The 24,547-nt window shown below is 41.6% G+C and carries 15 protein-coding genes; 8 read left to right on the top strand and 7 right to left on the bottom strand.

Annotation, left to right across the window (positions count from 1 at the left end; translation table 11 throughout):
* Positions 1 to 2 precede the first annotated feature (2 nt).
* The 3 genes from OCV36_RS06620 to OCV36_RS06610 all read left to right on the top strand — a co-directional run bounded on the left by OCV36_RS06620 (position 3) and on the right by OCV36_RS06610 (position 3,420).
* Positions 3 to 779 (top strand): SDR family NAD(P)-dependent oxidoreductase, encoded by a 777-nt coding sequence (locus tag OCV36_RS06620; protein WP_135456461.1) that lies wholly within the window; start codon positions 3 to 5, stop codon positions 777 to 779.
* 296 nt (positions 780 to 1,075) lie between these two features.
* Positions 1,076 to 1,798, top strand: a complete 723-nt coding sequence (locus OCV36_RS06615; RefSeq protein WP_017076730.1) for a FadR/GntR family transcriptional regulator — start codon at positions 1,076 to 1,078, stop codon at positions 1,796 to 1,798.
* A gap of 254 nt (positions 1,799 to 2,052) precedes the next feature.
* The gene (locus tag OCV36_RS06610; RefSeq protein WP_135456498.1) at positions 2,053 to 3,420 is read left to right on the top strand and encodes an MATE family efflux transporter; all 1,368 of its coding nucleotides are present in this window, start codon (positions 2,053 to 2,055) and stop codon (positions 3,418 to 3,420) included.
* 402 nt (positions 3,421 to 3,822) lie between these two features.
* Here OCV36_RS06610 and OCV36_RS06605 read toward each other — a convergent pair whose 3' ends face one another.
* The gene (locus OCV36_RS06605) at positions 3,823 to 4,860 is read right to left on the bottom strand and encodes a polysaccharide lyase family 7 protein (RefSeq protein ID WP_017076732.1); all 1,038 of its coding nucleotides are present in this window, start codon (positions 4,858 to 4,860) and stop codon (positions 3,823 to 3,825) included.
* Positions 4,861 to 5,398: 538 nt separating this feature from the next.
* Here OCV36_RS06605 and OCV36_RS06600 point away from each other — a divergent pair.
* Both OCV36_RS06600 and OCV36_RS06595 read left to right on the top strand, forming a co-directional pair.
* Positions 5,399 to 6,259 (top strand): oligogalacturonate-specific porin KdgM family protein, encoded by an 861-nt coding sequence (locus tag OCV36_RS06600; RefSeq protein ID WP_135456463.1) that lies wholly within the window; start codon positions 5,399 to 5,401, stop codon positions 6,257 to 6,259.
* 202 nt (positions 6,260 to 6,461) lie between these two features.
* Entirely contained in the window at positions 6,462 to 8,456 is a 1,995-nt protein-coding gene (locus tag OCV36_RS06595; RefSeq protein WP_135456465.1) for a LamG domain-containing protein, read from the top strand.
* A 591-nt stretch (positions 8,457 to 9,047) separates the two neighbouring features.
* Here the strand turns inward: OCV36_RS06595 and OCV36_RS06590 are convergent.
* The 6 genes from OCV36_RS06590 to OCV36_RS06565 all read right to left on the bottom strand — a co-directional run bounded on the left by OCV36_RS06590 (position 9,048) and on the right by OCV36_RS06565 (position 21,610).
* Positions 9,048 to 10,616, bottom strand: coding sequence for a polysaccharide lyase family 7 protein (locus OCV36_RS06590; RefSeq protein ID WP_135456467.1), 1,569 nt, complete (start codon positions 10,614 to 10,616; stop codon positions 9,048 to 9,050).
* Between the two features lie 393 nt (positions 10,617 to 11,009).
* Positions 11,010 to 12,761, bottom strand: coding sequence for a polysaccharide lyase family 7 protein (locus tag OCV36_RS06585; protein ID WP_135456469.1), 1,752 nt, complete (start codon positions 12,759 to 12,761; stop codon positions 11,010 to 11,012).
* 256 nt (positions 12,762 to 13,017) lie between these two features.
* Positions 13,018 to 14,889, bottom strand: coding sequence for a methyl-accepting chemotaxis protein (locus tag OCV36_RS06580; RefSeq protein ID WP_135456500.1), 1,872 nt, complete (start codon positions 14,887 to 14,889; stop codon positions 13,018 to 13,020).
* Positions 14,890 to 16,048: 1,159 nt separating this feature from the next.
* Positions 16,049 to 16,930 carry an NAD(P)-dependent oxidoreductase gene (locus tag OCV36_RS06575; RefSeq protein WP_017076738.1) on the bottom strand — a complete coding sequence of 294 codons (882 nt, stop codon included), beginning with the start codon at positions 16,928 to 16,930 and terminating at the stop codon, positions 16,049 to 16,051.
* Between the two features lie 604 nt (positions 16,931 to 17,534).
* Positions 17,535 to 19,613 carry a DUF4962 domain-containing protein gene (locus OCV36_RS06570; protein ID WP_135456471.1) on the bottom strand — a complete coding sequence of 693 codons (2,079 nt, stop codon included), beginning with the start codon at positions 19,611 to 19,613 and terminating at the stop codon, positions 17,535 to 17,537.
* Between the two features lie 218 nt (positions 19,614 to 19,831).
* Positions 19,832 to 21,610, bottom strand: coding sequence for a sodium:solute symporter family transporter (locus OCV36_RS06565; RefSeq protein WP_017076740.1), 1,779 nt, complete (start codon positions 21,608 to 21,610; stop codon positions 19,832 to 19,834).
* A gap of 974 nt (positions 21,611 to 22,584) precedes the next feature.
* Between OCV36_RS06565 and OCV36_RS06560 the strand changes: the two genes are divergently transcribed.
* From OCV36_RS06560 to OCV36_RS06550, 3 genes are all read left to right on the top strand, one after another.
* A complete protein-coding gene (locus OCV36_RS06560; RefSeq protein ID WP_017076741.1) occupies positions 22,585 to 23,055 on the top strand; it encodes a hypothetical protein in 471 nt (156 codons plus the stop codon).
* Positions 23,056 to 23,080: 25 nt separating this feature from the next.
* The gene (locus tag OCV36_RS06555; RefSeq protein ID WP_017076742.1) at positions 23,081 to 24,007 is read left to right on the top strand and encodes a tripartite tricarboxylate transporter substrate binding protein; all 927 of its coding nucleotides are present in this window, start codon (positions 23,081 to 23,083) and stop codon (positions 24,005 to 24,007) included.
* Between the two features lie 84 nt (positions 24,008 to 24,091).
* On the top strand, positions 24,092 to 24,547 hold the full coding sequence (locus OCV36_RS06550; RefSeq protein ID WP_017076743.1) for a tripartite tricarboxylate transporter TctB family protein: 456 nt from the start codon (positions 24,092 to 24,094) through the stop codon (positions 24,545 to 24,547).

Below are 24,547 nucleotides of genomic sequence, written 5' to 3'. Positions count from 1 at the left end.
TGATGTTTAATGACTTAAAGGGCAAACGCATTCTAATTACTGGCTCTACCGCTGGTATGGGCTTAGCTACCGCACGTGTTTTCGCAAAGTACGGTGCAAAGATTGGTATCAATAGTCGAGCTTTCAGCCCAAAAGTTGATGGTGTTCTATCTGAGCTCACAGCACTTGGCGGTGATGTTGCGTTTTTTCCAGCAAACTTGATGGAAACATCAGATTGCGAAAAATTAGTCAAAGAATTCACCGATCATTTCGGTGGTATGGATGTGTTGATTAATAACGCAGGTGGCCTTGGCGGTCGTGCAAACCTAGAAAATATCGATGACGAATTTTATGAGCGTGTAATGAATCTTAACGTTCGCTCTGCATTGATGACAACCAAGTTTTCTATCCCTCATTTACGCGCATCTGCCATTAAGTCTGGGCAAACATCGTGTGTTATCAGCACAGGCTCGATTGCTGCTCGTGAAGGTGGTGGTGTGGGTGCTGGCGTATATGCCGCATCAAAAGCGTGGCTACACGATATCCACCGCAACTGGGTGAAAGAGTTTGCTAAAGACAATATCCGTTTCAACATTGTTTCACCGGGTACTATCGACACCGCATTTCACGATGGCAAAAGTGATGAACTGAAATCGACCATTGCTAGCAATATTCCTATGGGACGCTTTGGCAATATTGAAGAAGTGGCTCCTACTTTTGCTTTCTTCGCATCGCACGCTTGTAGCGGTTACGTCACAGGACAAATTCTGGATGTAAACGGCGGACAAATAGCGCCCTAGCTTCCTAATTAAAAAGGCGAGCTAAGTTATATTCAGCATGGTCTCAAAGTTAACAAATTAGGAAAGTTAGCATGGCCGGAAAGTTAACAGGGTCGCGAAGTTAACAAGGTCTCTAAGTTAATAAGAATAAAGTCGCGAAGCTAATCTGCTCACAGAGCTATAAAAGCGCATTACATTTGGTCAATAGACCGTAGTAGATGAGGGAAAACCTCACGCAACATAGACGTATACACTGACACCAAAAGCCAGATTCGTCTGGTTTTTTTGTTTTTAAATTTCAATTTCAGGTGGTTTAAATGTCAATATTTACATTGGTGGAAGATTCAAGCCGCCGAATTCACGTTCAAGTAGCAAGGCAAATTGCTCGCAAAATCTTGTCTGGCGAGTTAGAAGAAAATCAGAAGTTACCCAGCGAAATGGAGCTCTGCGAGATCTTTGGAGTAAGCAGAACTGCACTTCGAGAGTCAACAAAGCTGCTTTCTGCAAAAGGGCTCATTGAGTCAAAGCCTAAAGTCGGCACTCGTATAAAACCGAGAACACAATGGCACTTTTTAGACCCGCAATTACTCTATTGGATTCAAGATTTAGAAGACACTAAACCCTTCTTATCCCAATTCTTGGGTTTAAGAAAAGCAATAGATCCAGAAGCATGTGCTCTGGCGGCAACCAACGCAACTGTCGAGCAGCGTAAAGAGCTTTCTATTCTTTTCCAAAAAATGACACTCGCAGCTAACAGCTTTGACTATGAAGAATGGACAACGCACGACCATTTGTTTCACCAAACGATTTTTCTGTCGACTGGTAACCAGTTTTACATCCCGTTCGCAAATATCTTGTCGACGATCTTCAAGCAGTTTATCGATCATTCCGCAGAAGGCGGACGCTTCTGTCTAGAAGAACACAAAGCAATATACGATGCGATCATGTCCGGCAATGCAAAGCAGGCGCGAGTCGCTTCTCAATTATTGCTTGATGATGAAAATCAAAAATTATCTAAGGTTGAATTAGCGTTCGCATAACCAAGACTGACTGGAACTGATTCGTGTTGATCAAAATGAGTGCTTTCTTAAGCACGAATCAGTCCTGTTGTTAATGTCTCAGCTTTAACTGTCAGCTTACTCTAATGGTCAGTTTTACCTTAATCGTTAGCTTTCTTTAGCCGCCAATTTTGTTTTAGTTATCAATCTTGTCTTAACCATCAATTACCGTAGTGTTTCATCTTTAAACGTTGAACTCAGGTCATCTCAGTGAAGCTTACGGTTACACACATAAGGTGTTGTTTGTGTCTTCGCAATCGTACGTAAGGAAAAATTTCTCTCTCGCCTGGCCCCTAGCCTTAAACGCATTACTGATGCAGTCGATGTTAATGATCGATACCTTGCTCGTATCTCCGCTCGGTGAAATTCCTCTCGCCGCAATGGGTATTGCCACGACCATCATCGCCTTTGTGTTGGGTATTCAAATGGCATTGGCGAATGGTACACAACTTGTTCTCAGTCGTGCTGTAGGGTCTGGTGTAACCTCTTCCCTTTCCAAAGCATTTTGGGCAGGTTTATTCATCAACCTCGGCGTTGCATCGATATTTTGGCTTCTACTTACCTTTTTCGAACAACCTTTGATTCAAGCCTTAACCGACGACAAAACGCTTCATCTTGAAATCAGCCACTATCTGGATATTTCCAAGTATATCGTGATTTTCACGGCATTAACGCAAGTCATCATCGCGCTGTTTAATGGATTAGGAAGAACCAAAGTCCCCTTTAAGGGTTACTTGATCGAATTACCGATCAACGCTGTGCTCTCTTATGTACTTATTCATGGCTTCACTAATTTTGAAGGCATCGGCGTACAAGGTGCAGCACTTGGCAGTGTTATCGCGATCACCATCCGTTTAGTGTATTTAATTCTGTGTGTGCACTACGATTCATCCGTTTCACTGAAATTGGATACTCAAAAGTCAGAATTCATCACCAACATCCGCCGCCACTTTATTGAGATATTCCCAGTAGCAGCGAATGTAACCATGCTGTCGATTGGCGCGACGATTTATCAATTATTGTACTCGCAACTCAATATCAACGCGTACGTTGCGATTACCTTGGTTATGCCGTGGTTACGAGCTGGGACTCAGTTCATTACCGCTTGGGCGCACTCTTCCGCTATTACGATTAGCCAAGCGATCGGCTCCAAGAAAATGGGAGACCTAACTAAAAATGTTGATACCAGTATCGATGTCGCGGTAGGTATTTCTGTCATTTGTGCCGTTATGTTTGCCGGTTTAAGTGTGGTGATTGGCGACGTATACCCAGACTTAGATCCTTCAACCTATCAAGCGCTGGCTGTTATTGCCCCACTCTACATCTTCTTGCCGATCGTTCGGGGCTACAACACCGTGCACGGACATGTCTTGAGAGCGCTAGGTAAAACCACAGACGTATTTAAAATAAACTTTACAGGCCAATGGATAGTTTCAATCCCTTTGTGCACATTGATTATCTTTGGCTTAGATGGCTCTATTTTTTGGGCATTTGCAGTTCAACCCTTCGAAGAGATAGTCAAAGCGTTCCCGTTTAGACACTTAGCGCGTAAATCTTTGAAAGAGTTTGATGCAAACAAAGCCAATGAATTGATGTATGACTAGAAGTAGTCGTTCCCTTTAGCTCTAAGCTCTAAGCTCTAAGCTCTAAGCTCTAAGCTCTAAGCTCTAAGCTCTAAGCTCTAAGCAGTTTGATTAACAGCCTTGTCCTTTGACAAGGCTGTTTTGTTTTAGATTTCATATTTGATTGGTTTCTAGTTTGGGTTAATCAACCCTCTTGGTTAACTAATTCTCGACAGCAAGAGTGAGCTCTATTCATATACCTCAATAAGCAGACTGCATATGACATTAATCAAGACCAGCAAACCGTCTTGATGTGTTGGATGCATTAATAAACACAAACGCCATATATAAAAGGCTCAAATAAAAAAAGGCCACTTAACATTGAGTTAAGTGGCCTTTAAAAATGCTTGATTGAGCTAGCTTATTGCTTGCTCTATTTCGTATCTATTTACCGTTAAGCTTAAGTGCAGAGAAGGTCACACTGTTGTAATCACCATTCTTTTTATCAACAGCGAAATCGCCAGTGCCTGCACAACCCGGCCCCCAAACAGGGTGAGTATCATTTACGCTACATTGGCCGTATGCGCCAGCTTTGTAATAAAAATCATCTTCAGCATAGCCCGTTGGGGAGTCAAGTTCATCGATACCTTTACTCAAGTCGATTTCGTACTTAACCGTATCGTGACGAGCCGTTTCAAATGTCAGGTACATCATGGTGCCTTTCACTTCCACTTTGTAACTAAACTCTTCACCTAGTGCAATGCCCGCTTTACCCGGCTCTGCTGGATTTTCCCATGTATTACCCCAAACAGGGTAAGCAATATCAGCACGGTTAGGATCTTTCTTCTCTAGGTTACGTTCATAGTTCCAAAATACTGACCCCATCTCTTGATCAGGAAACTTCTTATAGAAGATCTTCAGTGGTTCATTGCCATGTCCATACCCAGTTCCCGCTTTAATAAGCTCGTTGTGTTTCTTAGCGTGTATTTGACCAACAACCACTGAATGAGCTGGATATCTCTCTGGGAATTTAGCGTTTACAGAGACATGATTGACTTTTAATGTCGCTTCCAACGTTCCACCTACCGCACTGTATTCAGTGGCAGATGGGTGGCTAGACAGTGCCCATTGGTTTCCCTTATCAGCAGTATCAATCGAGAAATCTGCACCACGTGGCATCTGACGCAATTCAGAGCGTGCATTTTTCGAGTTTTTAGTCGTAATAGCTTGATTCTGTACTTCAAATACAAGGTGGCCGTCTTTATCCAGATGAAAGAAGTCACTATGTGAGTAGCTCATCATCGCTACCCCTTCTATTTCATCAACACGACCATCTTCATTAATATCCGAAGGAATCGTTATTTTCCAATTACGCATATCAAACTTATCAGCAGGCACTGGATCAGAAACACCGTTATTTGCAAAAGTAACCATTGGCACAGTCGCTAATAACGCCACTGCTAATATGTTTTTCTTAAACATGACTTATCCTTTATCGTTAACCAATACCAAGTAACACTCTCAGTATAAAAACTACGTTAAACACCAATTCGTAATAATGACTATTTATTCCGACTTAAACACCACCTAAAAAGCAACAACACAAAAACGACTGATTAACACTTCTCTAACGCCAACTTTAAAATAGCTAACCTTGAATTTACCGTGCAAGTGATCATACCCATCAACCAGCTCTGTTACTTGTATGCCATTAATAGTTATAAATTGAATTATTTGTCTTATTTTAACACATTGACATCAGTTGATTTACGACGTTTATAAATATGAGATCCAAGTCATTATCGATTTAAAAAACAGAGTGATAATTGAGATATTCATAGCATTTAGCTATATATTCAGGCGATTATTCAGAAGTTTTTGATAGATCTCACAGAAATTTGACCCGGTAATAAATATCATATTTGTCATACATTAATTTAATACCACGTAAGGTGTTGATTTGTGAGCCATGGGTACATTGGATGTATCCAAAATAAAAAAATAATAGTGAGACAAAGGTATGAATTCTGTTACAAAAATTGCTGCAGCTGTTGCATGTACTCTTTTAGCGGGCACAGCTACTGGTGCAACTCTTGATTATCGTTACGAGTATCGTGCTGCGACGGATTATACAAAGACAAATGGCGATACTGCTCACGTAGACGCTCGCCATCAACATCGAGTTAAGCTAGGTGAAAGCTTTAAGCTGTCAGACAAGTGGAAACACTCTACTGGCCTGGAACTTAAGTTCCACACTGATGATTCTTACTACGATGAAGATTCAGGTTCTGTTAAGTCAGCGAACAGCCAGAGCTTCTACGATGGCAACTGGTACATCTATGGTATGGAGATAGATAACACTGCGACATACAAAATAGACAACAATTGGTATCTACAAATGGGTATGCCTATTGCTTGGGATTGGGATGAGCCTAATGCTAACGATGGCGACTGGAAGATGAAGAAGGTTACGTTTAAACCTCAGTTCCGCGTTGGCTATAAAGCAGACATGGGTTTAACAACCGCGATTCGTTACCGTCATGAATATGCTGACTTCCGTAACCATACGCAATTTGGTGATAAGGATTCAGAAACTGGCGAACGTTTAGAGTCAGCTCAAAAATCAAAAATTACACTAACCGGTGCCTACAAAATAGAGTCTCTACCTAAACTTGGCCTTTCTTACGAAGCAAACTATGTAAAATCTTTGGACAACGTACTTCTTTATAATAGTGATGATTGGGAATGGGATGCTGGCGTAAAAGTAAACTACAAGTTTGGTTCTTGGAAACCGTTTGCTGAGATTTGGTCGTCAGATATCAGTTCATCTTCTAAAGACCGCGAAGCAAAATACCGTGTTGGTGTTGCTTACTCATTCTAATTAGAAATAGTCAATTTATTAAATACCCCCTCTCCTCTTGTAATTTTCTGGGGCATATTTTAATTACTTTAATTTAATTTAATTTAATTAATAGGATGTTCTAATTTAGATTAGTTTCATCCTAATAAATATTTAACGGCTATTCATTATCTATTTCTTATGTGATTTACATATGGATTTAATATCATAAAGAGAATTTTTTATGCAGATTTCTAAAGTCGCTACTGCTGTCGCTCTTTCGACAGGTTTATTATTTGGTTGTAACAGTGATGGTTTACCTATTCCGACGGATGGTTCTACCGATCCAAATACACCAACCTCAGCATTACTAAATGGTTATTGGGAATTTTCTGATACCGCAGCATTTTCAGCAGCCTATTCATCATCGAGTAGTGATGATTTACCCAACGTATATCGCTTCTCTGCAGATGGTGAGACACTTTATTACTATACTGACAATTCAGCTGATACCGTACTTGGTGAATATGAACGATTTGAAACCACTTATGAAGAGACAATTGAAGATGAAACTTCAGGTCAAGTCGCGTTCACGCTATTCAATGATGACGGTACGGTAAGTACGGTATCTGTAGATGGCGATTACTCCGCTGCTGACGGTGGTCTTGCTATTAGCGGTAACATTCCTGTTTCAGGTACCGACCACAGCGATAATGCTGAAGTTACTGGCCCTGCAGACACAGCTGATGAAGCTTCAGGTGTAGATAACGCGGCTCAAATTTTAGATACATTAACCGATGACACCGGTGAGCTAAGACTAAAGATCTTGAACACCAGCTCCACAGTTGGAAAAACGATCTCTTCGGGTAAATTGACTGTTGATTTGACTTATCAACTCAACCCTGACAGCGAACAGGTTGATGAAGGTCAGAACAACTCTTATATTTCGCTTTACTCAACAAATGATGAAGACGATAAAGTAAGTAACGCTTATCATCATGGTGATATAGCTATCGGTGACGGTATTATTCAATTCCGCGATGCTTCTGGTTCACTAACTTCGACTGGCGGTACCTTTGACGCAAACAGTACATTTGATGCAACTGTCGAAGTGGTTTGGACGCCAACGTCACATACCTTTACAATCAATGGCGAAACATACACTGGTGCAGTTTCTTCAGATCCAGGTAGCTTTAAAGAAGTTCAAGTTATTGCGCTTCGTCTAGGTACAAACAGTGGTGTAACACCCTATGAGCTAATTGCTGACAACCTTAAAGTATACTCACTTAACGAATCTACTGGAGAGTATGTTGAAGAGTTCAAAGACAACTTTAACGACTACTCTGTCGGGTATGACTTAAATAACAGTCCGTATAACAGCAGCACTTCTGAAGCAACAGTTATTAGTTTAAGTGGCGATGAACCTGTTGACCCAGAAAACCCAGAACCACCAGTAGGCGACTTCCCGGTTGCGTTAAATGAGTACACATTTACAGGATCAAGCGAATCCGAATTAGAAACTGATTCTGGCTCTTCAAACAACCAAATTGGGATTACTGGCGGTAAGAATTATTCAGCTGCTACTGGAGCAAAAGGCGCTGAGAATACTGCAATATCGATTAGCCAAAACCTAGCTAATGAGGGTGACGAGTATACCTACCTATATTACAATCGTAATTCAGATGTACCTACAGGGGTTGAATTGATTGATAGTTCATTCTCAATCGAAGCTGTCATAAATCAACAGGCCCGCCTAGACGGTACTTTCTATGGTGATGACGTAGCTATATTCGATTTTTACGATAAAGACTCTTCAAATAGTAATTTTGAAACCGGTTTTAAATTGTATATCGAAGGTGACGATATCTCAGAAAACAACTTAAACAAAATAAAACTCAAACTTTATGGCGGCATTTCCACCAGTACAGAAGCTAAATCAGACACCTCTATCTTAAATAACGAGTGGCACCATATTATGGCTATATATGATGCCGAAGCTGCAGATGCGGGTGTTTATGGAGAGATGCGTATTTATATTGACGGAACACAAGTGGCTTCGAAAAATGTTGATATCGAAGTATTACCAAATGCTGATACAACCGACAAACTTGTCCTATTGGGAGGTTCGACAGGAGACGATAAAAATTTCAATGGTTTAGTCGACAATATTGCAGTTTGGAATGAAGTACTTACTGACGACCAGATCCAAGAACGTGTAACTCAATTTACTGCTGAGTAATAACTCTTTGATTACGTCAATAGCCTCTAGTTCTACTAGAGGCTTTTTTGTAATCGGTATTCCAATATATACCTCGAACCTACTCACCTAAATCTCTAAAATCTCCTTAACTTCAAAAGTAGTAATCTCCTAACCTCTCCATCCTGTTATTTGGGCTTTTAATAGCCAACTCAATTTCAGTTTACCAATACAAACCCCGTTGTTTATTCAATGACTTCCAGAACTAATCATCCTAGGTGCAAGGTATTATCAGCCAATAAATTGCCCTTAGTATCTAGTGTTAAATATAAGTATTGATAGCGATATGGCGATCAGTTTGAACAAACCAAAAGCAACCTAAGCCAATGTTTAACACTCACCCTAGATTGTTAATCTATGGCTTATTGATGCAGGTCTATGAACGAATGAAAGGCTATGCGTTGGATATTAGATTAGGGATCGGAAAGAGGATGTTCAAAACAGAAGTTAAGGTCAGCCACCAGCTTTTAATCTATATGTTTACCTTTAACAACTGATGGTTTCTGCCCAAATAACAGACACAAAAAAACCTCCGAGCTCTAGGAGTTGGAGGCTATTGCTTATTCGGTTAGATTACTTTTGGTATTGATCGTGCGATACGTCTAGCTGGTAGAAAGTCGCTTGTGAGTAATCGTCTAGGTCGCCGCTGATGTTTTGGTTGTAAACACCCGCTTTGAAGTACATGTACTTACCACCTGCGTCGTAGCCGCTTTCGCTCATATCAACCACTTGCATTACGTCGTCTTTGCCTTCACGCATTAGAGTGACAGTCATCGTGTTACCCTTAACTGCGATGCGGTAGCTGAACACTTCGCCAAGCGCGATACCATCTTCACCCACTTCAGCAGTCATGCCACCAACTAGAGGGTAGAAGTCCTCTTTAGTCGCATCTTGACTCTCATGTGCAAAGTAAACCGCACCCGTTGCTTGGTTTGGCAGTTTACGGTAGTACAAACGAATTGGCTCATCGTTTTGATCGTGAATCTGACCAATGATAAAGCGGCCTACTTCGTTAGCATTACCTGTCGTTGTTGCGTGATCGATTTTCAAGGTAGCTTCTAGAACACCATCGATACCCGCTGCCGCTTCTAAATCTGATTCAGGCGCGCTTGAAAATACCCAGTTGTTCTTGTTAACACCTTTAGTGCTAATAGATTGGTCACCACGGCGCATCATTTCACGAAGCTCAGTACGTGCGTACTTAGTGTTTTTAGATGTACGTACACCCTTCACGTAAGCCTTGAATACTAGACCGCCATCGTCAGCGGTATAGAAGATTTCAGGGTGTTGGTAACCGTTTGCAAGGTTCCACTCAGAAACATCATCAGGCTTGCCATTTTTATCATGATCGAAAGGCTGAGATAGGTACCAATGAGTCATATCAAAGTTTTCGCTAGGTGCATTACCTGCTAGAGGTGTCTCAGGTAAGCCCGTTGGTAGAGGTAGCGCAGTGCGTGTTTCACATTTCACTGTTGTCTCACAAGGGTAAACCGCTGCGACACCGAAATTACCAGAACGTAGGTCTTTACGTGCTGCTTTACGCGCTTTATCCGCTGCTTTCATTTCAGCGATCATTGCTTGTTCTGCTGCTACTACTGCTGGAGTAATAATGTGGCTAGTAGGACAAGCGTTAACATTACAGTTAACAGCGGCTAGTTCAGTCACACTGTTCCAACCGTTTTTGGTGTTACCGTGACCAACATATCGTACGTAACGGGCTTTAACCGCAGGCTCAAATTGGAATCGCTCTAAACCGATCGCTTTGCCAGAACTCATTTGGTTCTCAAGCACTGTCGTCCAGCTTTCGCCATCAACACTAACTTGAATATCAAATTTAGATTGACGCTCGTTACCTTTGCTAAATGATGCTTGAACAGCGTCAAATTCTTGAACTGAACCATAGTCCAACATTGCCCACTCGCCGTCACCCGCTGAAGACCAACGTGTTGTTAGATCTTGGTCAAACAGGCGATCTGGGCCGTTACCATCATGGCTGCTAGCCGTCATAGCAACCGGCGTTAGGAGAGCTTCACCGGTTTCTTTGTTATTCGGGAAATCAACGCTAGGCGTGCTAGTACTCGCACAACCAACCGCAAGTATAATAGAAGAGGCAAGTAAGCTTTTTAGAATGATTTTTTTCATATTAAATCCATTATTATAATACAAAGGCAGTATTTGTAGGTGACATAAAAATCAGCAAACACGAGCTATAAGGCAATTCCTACCTCAATATTTGCGATAACATGGAAATATTACGTAATCTTATAATACAAATAAAACATTTCATTGAATAAATGAGACTGAGGACACTTTCCGTTTTACCATACTTTAACTGGATCACATTTCTTATTGATAAAAGACAATGTATAAAAAATAGGAATGCAATATCGGTAGATAAACGGAAAGAAATCATCCGTTTAAAATGACGATTTTTTAGTTAAGTTGATCAATTTTTCAGAGAAAAAAGACCACATGATTAGGATCTAATGTGGCCTTTTTTTAGTATCAGTTATCGCTATTCAAGCATCGGCTCGGTCAAAAATGCACAGCTCGTAAAGAACTAAAGCTCACATCAAACACCTCACCTACATAGTCACTATCTGGCTTAAATTGGGGATAAATACCCGCCTTGAAATAGAAGGCGATATCTGTGGATGTCCAATCTGACGTTAGCGAAACAGTATCGCCATCTTTGTCTTGGTAATCCTCAACCCAAGGAATCAAGTGCGAAACAGTATTGGTTCCATCTGAATCATGGGTCGCCAGGTAAACACCGTCTTCGTCAGCACGAATCGTATATCGCCACTCTTCACTGGCTGTATATGTACCCAATTCAACACTGAATGGTTCGCAACCGCTGCAATCTTGATTATTGCGCTCAAAATCGGAGTTCAGTATTACTCGTACTGGCTTATCCTCTCCTTCCCAAAGAAGTTTCACCAATGCTTGATTAATCTTCCAACCATGAATTTGCCCAAGTACCACTTTTGGATCTTGGTTATTGATATTCGGGTAGTCTTCGATGCGTAAAGTTGCCGTTAGCTCATGGCTGGTTTTATTGGTTCTGGTGTCATTCAAATACCAGCTTGTGTCTTCATCACTGGTGCTGCAATCGGGTTGTGTATTGCTTTGATACAACTCCCTTAATTCAGAACGAATATAGCTAGAGTTTTGAGTTGAGGTTCCATACCCCATATCGGTTCTAAAATGCATCCTCCCTTCATCAGTATTGAAATAAGACAGGTTAATATCGCTGTGGTAGACATCACGGTCATTTGCGAGAAGGTCTTTGCTCGACTCGCAACGCTCAGGTTCTAATTCAGCAGCACTATCGCCGCCACTTCCATACCAAGTGTCTTTGCTAGCAGGAATCGTCAACTTCCAATCACTAATATCCCAATCGTTTGAGCCATTGATTTGAGTTGTGGTATATCTCAGCGCTTGGAAATAGGCCGTGGCTTCACCATTTTCAAACTGGTTATAGATACCGGCTTTGAAATAGCTCAGGAGATGTTCCCAATAGGCGATATCTTGGTTCACTTTTACTTCATCATTCACTTTGATCGCCAATGTATTCTGGTAAATAGAAAGATCAAACTTAGTAAAGCTATCAAGATCCGCCTCTCCTAAATCGTACCGATCATAAGAAGTGGCATAACAATTTGAAGAGTCTGAAGCACTGCTACAATCAATGGCGTTATTTTTCATTACCGCCCAATAGTGGCCTGTAATGCCATCTCGCTCTTGCTCCCAAACCACACGTAATAACGGATGAGGAATATAACCCGTTCCACTCTCGTCCGTACCTTTATTATGTATCTGTAACAGCGTCACTTCATCGTGATCAGCAGGTGAACTTGCCATTGAATGTTCGATATCTGGTAGGCTTATTTCTGCATACAGGCTTCGCCTCACACCGGATTCATTAACATCGAAGTTTCCTCCTTCGCGAACTTCAGATCGCATCTTATAGTTAGCCATTTTAAATATAAGATTCTCAGTCTCTTCATCAGCGTAAAAATAATCGCTGATGTAGCCATCGAAATCGCCATCTTTAACTTCAGAGGTTTTATTGCCTTCTTCTCCATTAGGATCAGATACCTGAAGATCGGAACTAGAAAGGATGTTTTGATACTTAGCGATATCGTAAGGTGCGACAACGCCATAAGACATCCCTGGATTGCTGTTATCAGAAGGGTCATTGCTGTCACTTGAACTATTTGAACTGCTTCCACCGCAGCCATACGTAAGCGAAGCGAGCACGACGACAAAAATTGGCTTATTCACATTTATCTCACTTATCCATAAGAGTTAAGTGATAATGTATATTTGTACTATTTTATGTCAATTGAGTAATTATCAGAATGTGAGATGCGACAAATCAAGTGAAATGAGCAATGAATACGGCGTTTTCATATGATAGGGACGCAAAAAGGCCACTCTAAACGCGAACGTTATTGAGTGGCTTTCATTTTGATGAATAATTTTAAATCATTGAAAATTAAGGCTAATTAACAACTATTAGATGTTAGTTGTAAGTACACTAAACTTTAAAGCTGCTCATAAGCTCACTGACGCTACCATTAAGTGTTTTGATTTCTGCCGACTCTGTCAGTTGATCTTGGCTTAACTTGTTCAGCTCCTCAACGAAGCTTTCAATCTTGTGCATGTTCTTAGCAATACTCTGAATCAATGCATTTTGCTCCACAGACGACCCAGAAATATCGTTATTGAAACGGCTCACGGTTTCCATCTGCTCAGTTAGCTTAGCCAGCATGTTTACCGCTTGGATAACTTGAGCACGAGTCATCTCACAATTACTCTTGGTCAGTTCAATCGATTTAACTAGACCATCCGACTTCGACTGTAAACCCAACAGCGCTTCTTCTATTTCCGAGGTGCTGATTTGTGTACGATTAGCCAGTGCACGAACTTCATCAGCCACCACAGCAAAACCTCGGCCGTGTTCGCCGGCACGCGCTGCTTCGATCGACGCATTCAATGCCAGCAAGTTGGTTTGTTCAGCAATACCGCCAATCACAGAGACAATCGACTGTATACTTTGCGTTTCGTTGGCCATAGAGCGAATGTCGTCGGAAGTCGTACACACTTGCTTTTCAAGGTCACTGATATACGTTTCAGTCACCGTATTGATTTGCTTGGTCTCATCACTGAACGCAGCCGCATCTCGCGCTGCGTCTGCCGCCGATTGAGAGCTCTTTTCAACTTCGTTTGACGCTTCTGAAAGCCCATTAATCGCAGAGACAACTTGAACGGTTTCGTCTGTATGAACTTTCAATACATCGCTGGTTTCTTTACAACCTTCTCGAATACTTAAGACTTTGGTATCCAAATCTGAGTTCTTGAATTTCACGTCTTTAACCATTTCTTGCAAGCCAATGATGAACAAGTTGATGTCTTTAGCGATATGCCCCAAGTCATCATTACCCTTCTCTACCAATCTTTGAGTTAAATCACCATTACCTTGAGACAAATCATGAACAATCTTACGAAGTGATACGATTGGGCGGTAGAAACGATTCAGAAGCAATATCATCAATATCACCGAACCAAATACACAAGCTACAATCAGAATTCGAGTACTCGACATCACACCATTCAATTGATCAAGAGCTAACTCGGGGTCGATACTGGATATCATGTACCACTCTTTTTGGTTACCGATATCAACCTTTTTAGCCATCAAGATTCTTGAGTAACCATTAATCACGCCTTCAATAAACTGATCAGGCAGTTCTATCGCGCTGTTTAATTTCATACGAGTATCCGCAGAAGATACATTGGTTTGCGGAAGAACGTTCTCTATTGTTGAAGCAACAACCATCCCTCTTTCATCAACAATGATGCCTTTCGCTTCGTAAATGCCATCCAACTGTTCGAGTTGCGCTTTTAAGTCATCAAATCGAATGTCTGCCATGATTACGCGGTCTTGATACGAATACGTCACACCTATCATAGGTACTTGAGTACTCTTAGTGAAAAATAAGTCACTAAAAGATAAACCTGACTTCAGTTTCGCTTGTTGATACCAAGGGCGAGTCGTTGGGTTGTATTTTTCTTTTAGCCCAACACCGTTAGGGAAAGACTCAGAAGGCCGAGATGTATAAGAACGTCCATCGTCGAAACCCACCACAATTTTGTCAATGCCCCCTAGCTTAGCGGCATAATGCATAAGCGCTTCGTTAGGTACCTGGTATGGTGACTTCATGAACTCTTGTGCAACTGAATTTACGGTATCGATGGTTCTCTGAACGGTATTTTCAATGTGATTAATTTCTATCGTTAGCGAGTGGTCGATCTCGTTGTATATCGTTTGGTTGACCTGATCTGTGGCCAAGTCGAGCGTAAACCAGTTCGTAAATACCAGAGCACTGGAACTGACGATCGCCACCATCAAAATCAGCTTACCTTTGAACCCTAGAGACAGTTTTGAATTCATAAAACTCATTATCCGTACAACCTATATCTATTATTTTCATCCGAACAAAGTGGTTATTTTTTGCATTATCGTAGATACGGTGAAACGCAGCGTATTCATGTCGACACATCCGTACAACTTCAACTTCAACTTCAACTTCAACTTCAACTTCAACTAATATTGTATGTTTAATTAACCATCCTTTCTGTGAGCGACTTTGATATATTTAAAATGACTAAAAACACTCTGTGACATAGGTATCAGTTATTAGTCTTAACTTTTATCAACCTATAGTAAAAAGGCAAAAACTTGTAATTAAATCGAATCCACTGCGATAAGTTGGTATTTTCGTCGATAATCCACCTCACTAAAATCAATTTTTCTGCGTTATCTGTTTGCGTAGAAAAGTGAGGAACAACTCACACTTTCGCAAACCAACCATTCACTAAAGGCATTAAGTTTTAACATTTATTTGTAATACAATAACCCCTAAGGTATGGTGTATTTGAATCAAAACTTAAGTTCTTTCTGGATACTTTTGTTCAATTCAAAGTGGTAATTGAAGCAATTTGCTTTGAGGTCATTGAACACTTTTAACGTAGAGACTGTCGGGGGATCTCGTTAATCGTTATTTCACTTTAAATTGTTCATCCTTTTTTTCAGACGGCTCGTCCGAGCACGCCCACATAGTCACCAGCTGTGTGGGCTTTTTTTTGCTTTCTTTTTAAGTATTCGATCGATGAGTAATGCAACGTCAGTGTAGGTTTTAAACGTTTGAGACGGATATGCTAGTAGCTTAGTTTACTAAAGGTTCTGTTTACCAAAAGATTGGCGATTGGCTTACTGAAGGGAGAGTTGCTTGAAGATTTATGAAGTTGAAAGTTGAAATCAAAGTAGAACTAACTAGAACAAAGGTAAAAGTAAGAACAGAAATAAATAGAGCTTTGCTTGGGTAACGCAAAGGAAATGAGGCACAAAAAGGAAGAAACAAAGCGAGCTTGAAAGGAAGAAAGGACGAACGCAAGAAACGGTTATGAATGGATTTACGAAAAAGCAGAACTGCAGATAAAAACGAACCTCGCCGAGGTATCGCCGCCTAGAAGACAAGCAATACCCTAGCGAGGTCGTACGTCGATTACTTCTCTAGTTTAGCGAAGTAGTCGAAGATTACTGGTACGTCGTTGTTACCCATGCCTGCATCAACAGCAGCTTGTAGGCTTGTTGCAGTACCTTGAGCGATTAGAGACTCAGTACCTAGCTCGTCACAAAGAGCAAGGAAGTAACCAAGGTCTTTGTTTGCGTTTGCAACAGAGAAACCTAGCTTCTCTTCGCCGTCTACTGCGTAGAACTTACAGAATTGCATGAACGGAGAGTTAGATGGACCTGCAGACATGATATCAAACAGTTGTTGGCCATCAACGCCAGCGCGTTGAGCAACAGCGAAAGCTTGAGACATAGTCGCAACAGTTGTCATACCCATGAAGTTGTTCACAAGCTTAGTAACGTGACCTGAACCTAGAGCACCTAGGTGGAATACGTTTTCGCCTTGCTCTTCAAGAACAGGTTTAACTTTGTTGAAAGTTTCCATGTCACCAGCAGCCATGATGTTCAGAAGACCATCTTTAGCGTGTGCAGGAGTACGGCCTAGAGGAGCGTCGATCATGCCCGCACCTTTTTCAGCAAGAGCTGCGCCGATTTTCTTAGTAGAAGCAGGGATAGAAGTACCGAAGTCTACTAGTACTGCGCCTTCTTTGATGCCCGCTAGAACGCCGTCTTCGCCGTATACGATTTTTTCAACAACAGCTGAAGTTGTAAGACAAAACTGAACAATGTCACTTGCCGCAGCGAGTTCTTTAGCAGAAGTGAATGCAGTCGCATTGCCACGGTCAGTAACGCGAGCAACAGCTTCAGCGCTTAGATCCATTACGTTTACGTGGTAGCCGCGCTTTTGCAGGTTTTCAACCATGTTGCCGCCCATAAGACCTAGGCCAATGAAACCAATTACAGGTTTAGTCATGTTCAAACTCCAAATATAGTATTGTATGATTATATGCTCATTATAATAACTACGTCTTTCTCGTTTCGCAATAGTTTTAGGGCATTCATTCGATGGTTAAGCGTAAGTTGTGACGGCGATACAATTTACGAGAAAATATGGCTTACGTTTTATATTTACCGGAACTATATCACCCTTAAAAAGCCGTTTATTTACGAAATGCCGCACGCTATAGCTCATGCGATTAATATGAACAAACTACGCCTCAACCTACTTTAAGTTCACTATTCTCTTTTCAGCCTGTGACTGAGATTGTTCACTGTAAATAAGTGATAAAAAGCTCTTGGAAACTACAAAGCCATACTTACGGAGCTCGTATACGACTCCTGTACATTTTCATTCAACATAATTGTTGAACACATGTCCTGTCTCGGCCTACATCAGATTAATCAGGCTCTGCTCTGCACTATTGATTTGACATCGAGAGGCCAATAAGTGGACTTCTGGCACGATTCCAACTTACATGAAGGTACATTTGCACCGCGTCTCCCATTTTCGCTAGGCAAAAAAAACTCCGAGCTTTCGCCCGGAGTTTTTAATATCTAGCTTCTGTTATTTCAACGAATTACAGTTCGATTGAAACCGTTTCGCCGTCAACAGTTAGCTCTAGCGTGTTGCCTACAAGCTTATGTGACACTTCAACTTGCTCGCCTTCGTTCTTATTAGGAACGAGAAGCGTCAAGATGTTGTGCTCTTTAGAGGGCTTGAATTCCACTTCAACGTGACGGTGGATTTCAAGATCTTTGAACTCGTACGGGTCAACTTCGCCGAAGCCTTCAACGTTCTTAACTGAAGTGATGTTCTCAGCAGACTCGTTAATGAAATTTACGTCTAAGTGCGCAACTTCGCCGCGGATAGTGAAAGACTTATCAGCTACTTCGTTTGCGAAAGTCGTGTGCATTAGCCAAGTCATGTCTTTCTCTTCAGAAAGTATTGCCTTGTCTTGCATTACGAATACTTTACCTTGAACAAACCAGACCTTACGTTTGTAAGATTCGATTTCAGGAACGAAGTACTTGTAAGATGCCGTTGCATCACCTTCAACCATCTTCACATCAGATTCAGTGTCGAAGTCAGAGATAGTGCCGCCCGCTTCGATACAGAAGCGATCTTGGTGGTTTTCGTAGCCTGTGTTCTTGTTCTCGCCGTACTGACCTTTACCGCCAAATAGTGGAAGGTTTTTAGAGAACGTTTGACGACGCCATTTCGTGTGCATGTCTACACCGAAACCACCGTAGTAACCTGTTACTGACGCTAGCGTTTCACCAAATGCGTGAAGCGTAAATGCATTTTGGTCACCGTGAGAGTGGCTGATTGAGCCAAACGGAGAACATTTGAATACCATGTGAATATGGTGATCACGCTCAGTCATCTTGTTGTGGAATGCAGCCCAACCCGTGATTGGGAATACTTTCAACAGTGGATCGTTTGATGGTGCTTTCTCTTCAGGTGCATCCCAAAGGAAGTTAAAACGAAGATCGTCGTAGCCGAAATCCCACCAACCAAAGTTGTAGAATTTGGTGTGTGCTTCAGTATCACGGCCTTTCAGTTGGTTGTAGTACCAAACGTACTCAGGCTTCTGGTTAACACCTGCGTAGTGCTTGATGTTGTAAGCCAATTTTAAACCTGGGAAATCGCCGATTGAAGACTGGTCACAGAAGCTCGCGCGCTTAGAGTGAACAGGCATACAATAAAGTGGGAAGTCACCGGTGTTTTCGTAGAATGTTTTGTTAAACATGTCTACACCACAGTATGCTTTCAACAGGTCAAATGCTTCGCCTAGGAATGCCGTTTGCGTGTTCCAGTAATCAGGGCCTTCAGCCCAACCGCCGTCTACACCGCCCCATGGTGGGTAGTGTACTGCGTAGTATTCTAGAGCGTAAGCGATGTACTCGCCTGCTTTCGGGTGATCGTGGTAAAGCGCGATACACGTTGGGATGATAGCAGAAGAAATAGAACGAACACCGTGGCTGTTTAGCGGGTTGTTCAATAGATCAACCGTCACTTTCAAGTGGTGCATGATTTCGTCTAGACGCTCAATCAAAGCATCTTGAACTTGCTGACGTTCTTCATCTGTGAAGTAGCCGTGTAGCCAGTCGTAACCCCAAGCCATTGCAGCGATGACACGGAAAGCCGCTTCGTCGTTGTAGCCACGAGAAGTCACGCCTTCTGGATCGTACGTAGACAGTTTTAGAGTCCAAGCTTTTGCTTTAGCAATGAGCGCTTCGTCTTCTTTTACAACACCAGCAATCGCTAGGTTACGTGTCGCGTTCAGTGCCATTTGGCAATCAACGTACATTTGACGCCAATAAGGACGCCACAGAGAAGCTTTACCTACCGTCTCAGCTGGGTACGCTTGAGGCTCTTCAAAAGGCGCAGTCTCAAGAAACTTAACGGTAGAGTTATTGTAGAAGTCATCAAACATGCAATGAGCTTCATCAGCTTTCACTTTTGCTTTGAATTCTTCTAGCTGATCAGCTTGAACAAGAAGACGCGGACGTGCTTCGCTCAAGGTGTCTAGGAATGATAAGTCGAAGTCACGAGTCTGTACTTCGATAGGGAGTAGGTCTACAAGATTACCTGCTGAAGTATCATTCTCCAGCTTCATCTTCCTGATTGCATCAAGAGATTTTTGGTCGCTCATTCTAACTCACTTATTTTTCAAGTTGATTGAAAGGAATTAGTAACAATATACGTCTTATTGTAGGACAATTGAATGTGTTTCGATTCGATCGTACAATTTTTTACAGTTTTCGTGATTTAGGTCTGATGTTGTAAACCAGGCGCGTTTACTCACTTCGCAAAACAAAAAATGCGACGCCCTTTCGAGTCGTCGCATTTTGTCTAAACGTTCGCTAGCTATTAGCTTTCAGTTACAGCTTTAGCTTGCTTGCCGCCGTCATCGACCGCTTTCACAAGTAGAACACCGACACCACCAACTATCACACCACATAAGATGAAGACTAGGCGTCCCCACATTGGGTTAGTCAGAAGAGCCATCAACATGATACCAACACCCGCTACCGCAATCAGTTTACCAAGCATTTGACGTTGTTTGTTATCCAACACTTTTTGCTCTGCCGATTCAGCTACTAATGGTGTATCTAAGTTGCCAAAGAACTTATCAACATCCGCTTGACGTTCTTTTGATAGAGGCTTGTAGAACATCGTAGATAGTACGAAGAAGCCACCAGTTAGCGTGATGTGAGCAATCAGACCAATCGCAACTTTAACATCAGACCATTCACGTCCTGTTAGAGTATCAAGACCAAACGCCGCTGCTACCATCTCTGCGTCGATAACAAAACCAACCACATAAGATACGATACCACCAACAACTAGCGTGCCCCAACCAGCCCAGTCCGGAGTCTTCTTGATGAAGAAACCAAGGAATGCAGGAATCGTCATAGGGAAGCCGATTAACGCACCTACGTACATCATCGTATCAAACAGGCTCAAACCTTTTAATGAGTTGATGAACTGTGCGATTAGGATAATAGCGAAACCAAATACCGCTGAAGTAATTTTAGATACGGTTACTAACTCTTTCTCTGATGCTTGACCTTTACGAACGATTGTTTCGTAGAAGTTCTTAACAAAGATACCTGAGTTACGGTTTAGACCTGAGTCCATTGAAGACATTGTCGCTGCAAACATCGCGGCAACTAATAGACCAACCATACCTGCTGGCATGTACTCTTGTACAAAGTATAGGTAAGCAAAATCACCCGCTTTTTTACCTGCATTCGGGTAAGCCGCTGATAAATCGACACCTTGACCTGCAATGAACCAAGAAGGCATGAACCAAATAAACACACCACACAACATCAACACACAAGCAAGCAGTGCGGCTTTCTTTGCATTCTTTGAATCTTTTGCTGCTAGGTAACGGTATGAGTTAAGCATGTTGTTCGTGATTGAGAACTGCTTAACGAAGATGAAGAATGCCCAAATCGTAAAGATGCTTAGGTAGTTGATGTTGTTGCCCCAAAGGAACGAACCACCATCTTGTACTGGGAAGTTGTTAACAATCTCACCAACACCACCACCTTGAACAACCGCTACAACCGCGCAAGTTACCGTTACCGCCATGATGATAACCATCTGCATGAAGTCAGATGCGATTACCGCCCATGAACCACCTGTTACCGACATCGCCAATACCACTAGGCCAGTCACCCAGATAGTCATGTTCATGTCGAAACCGAAGATACCCGAAGCGATGATTGCTAATGCGTTTAACCACACACCCGCAGATACCACTGAGTTCGGCATTGAAGACCAAGTGAATACTTGCTCATTCGTTGCACCAAAACGCATACGAATCGCTTCGATTACCGTAACAACGCGAAGTTGACGGAATTTCGGCGCGAAGTACGCATAGTTCATGAAGTAACCAAAAGCGTTAGCTACGAAGATGACCGCTACTGCAAAACCATCGTTATACGCTTTACCTGCCGCACCGGTGAATGTCCATGCACTAAACTGGGTCATAAAAGCGGTTGCACCAACCATCCACCACAACATATTACCGCCCCCGCGGAAGTAGTCACTGGTGGTACTTGTAAATGTTCTAAACATCCAACCTATCGCAATCAAGAATAGGAAATAAATGCCGACAATAATCGTGTTGAGTTCCATCGTGTATCCTTTGTCCGTTTTAATTTGTTACGAGGACTATAGGAAATTCGACTCTTTATTTGTAGTACAATAATCCAAATAAGTGATGGTGATCTTATTTTGATTGATTAAGTTAATTATATATATGACATAGGATGGAATATGGCTAATCCATTAAGGAAATTGTTAGGGTTTTAGGTAAAAACCCAAAACATCAAACACTTAAAATAAATTCAATCTTAAAAACAACAACTTAAAATAAAAGTGAGACTTTGCACACTTATTAACAAATACAACCAAACACATATAAACACAAAGACCTAAAAAATAATAAAAGAGAATTCGTGACCAAATTCGCATCATTCATCACACAATAAACCAGTGTTTTTTATCGAAATCGAGCGGGTAATATCATTAGAATTCAATTCAAACTTGTGTAGTGCTCTTATCTTTAGATCTAAATAAAAATGGATGTGAAATCACCTCTATTTAGACCATTTCCTGATGAGTTAAGAGAGGGAATTTAAGATGCTGTCTCTGGGATTGATAAAGAGAACATGCAAAGACTAGGGGTATTGAGCAACCCGAATAGTTTAAGAAAGATGGAAAATGATTGAACCAAAACAGTGCAACACGCTTCCTAAAAACAAACAGGTTAGCTCGCTAGCATGTCCGTATGTATCCATTGTTTTATAGGGTGCTCTATTATCACGCCAAAATTTTCGCCCTTATGAATTAACAGAACGGTGGCCATATGATGGTGAGTTTGTACCTAATAAATAAGCCAAAATAAACTGGAGCTGAGTGCATTTATATCCAGTTTAATAAAAGACCAGAATCACACTATTTTCGACACAATATGGTTAAAACAAGATCGGAGTCTAGTTAGTAGACTTCCGCTTGTGATCGCTCCCCACTTCCAAGCCTTCATGAATTGAAGAATTATTGTCATACAATATTCTATATACATCTAATGAAACGTAAGGACATGTAGCATGCGATCAATGAAAGACATCACTCAAGACGCTATCGACATCGTAAAACCCTCTATCGACAAGCTTTTTGAAAGAACCAATAGAAAAGAACTGCATATTGTCGTTATGAATCCCCACCTCAAACCTTGGGAAGCCTCTTTCGAAGACGCCATTCTTTATGAGGAATCTTTAGGAGACCCTGGTAATTGGACTATCAAATTTGATCACCTTGCTCGTAAGAAAGCTCAACAAGCATGGCGAGAATCTACAAGTAATCTAACACTGCACTCACAACACCCATCCTCACTACGTGACGAAGACTTATTGTTCTACGGCTCATTTGTTTACGGAAATGTTGTTGTTGCCTGCAGTGGCGTTCAACAATGGTATGACATGCTAATCAGTGGCTGGATAGCGGTGGCTATTGAACAGTTAACAATGCACGAATACCAAACCGAAAAAGCTGAAAACCCTACAAAAACATATCGCTAATAATTAGAAACAGAAGGTACTTATTATGAGTAAACTATTAAAATCAATCATGCTAGCAGCTGGTATTCTTGTTTCTGCAACATCGATTGCAGCAGACTACCCTAGCAAAAACATTCGCTTGGTTGTGCCATTCGGTGCCGGCGGTGGTACAGATGCTGTTGGGCGTACTCTTGCCAATAGCGCCAAAGACATTCTGGGACAAAATATTTCAATCATGAACCGTACTGGTGGCGCTGGCGCCGTTGGTATGAGTTTTGGTGCCCAGCAGCGAGCTGACGGTTATACATTAACAGTAGTAACTCGTGAAATCGCTTCGCTTCCTCAAATGGGTTTGATGCGCCATACAGCAGACGACTTTAGATTGATTCGTTTAGTCAACTTAGACCCAGCAGTAGTATTGGTTGCAGCAGATAGCCCATACAACACCATCAATGACCTAATCAAAGAAGCCAAAGAAAACCCAGGCAGCGTAAAATTTGCTTCAACTGCTGCGCCAAACTTCTACCTCATGTCTTTAGAAAAAGACCAAGGCATTAAATTAAACGCTATCCCTTACAACGGTGCGTCTGAAGCAATTCCTGCCGTATTAGGCCATCACACAGACGTAACAATGGTTACACCGGGTGAAGCTATCGCTCAACTTCGTTCAGGCCAGTTAAAAGCATTGGGGGTGATGTCAGAAGAACGTATTCAGTACATTCCTGATGTTCCTACTTTGAAAGAACAAGGTATTGATGTTGTAACAGGTACATGGCGTGGTATTGGCGCTCCAAAAGATACGCCTGATGCGGTAATTGAGAAACTAGGTGCTGCATTTGATGAAGCAATGGCAAGTGAGGAGTTCAAATCTTTCATGGCGAAAGGTGCGATGACTATTCACAATCTTGATGATAAAGCATTCACTGCATTCGTTGCAGAAGATACAAAGTCACTTACTGAATTAATTCAATAATCTCAACTCATAGGCACAACGACAAGTTGTGCCTTTTTATCAGTTTGTATCTTTCCCTTGCTTTACTTTTTAGGGGTAAATTCTATGTCTAACGCCAACTTAAATCGAAATGTCGTCTTCCCTTCCATAATCATCATTCTTAGCGCAATAGCACTCGTGTTGATTACTCAGTTTGATCGTCCCATGTATCAAGATGCCAGTGTCGATGCAAAATTTTTTCCAATGATGATTGTGATTGCTCAAATTGCTATCTGCATTGTTCTCATTGTTCAACACAAACTTAAAGGTGTATCAGAACAACAAGAAGCGATGGTAAGTAAAATGTCCATCTTCGGCGTTGCTTATCTGATCGGCTACGCATTGCTCATCAGTGTCGTTGGTTACCTTTACGCTAGCTTGATTGCATTTATATTTTACCTTGTTTATTTCAAAGTTAAGAAGCCAATTTATTACGTTGTCGCCGTTGTTTTTGTGTTTGCGGTTTACTATTTATTTGGCGAGGTGTTCTACATCGCGCTTCCTGAAGCAATGTGGTCATAG

It is taken from the genome of Vibrio echinoideorum (assembly GCF_024347455.1).
Taxonomy (GTDB): Bacteria; Pseudomonadota; Gammaproteobacteria; order Enterobacterales; family Vibrionaceae; genus Vibrio; species Vibrio echinoideorum.
This window is presented reverse-complemented; position numbering and strand designations above follow the sequence as displayed.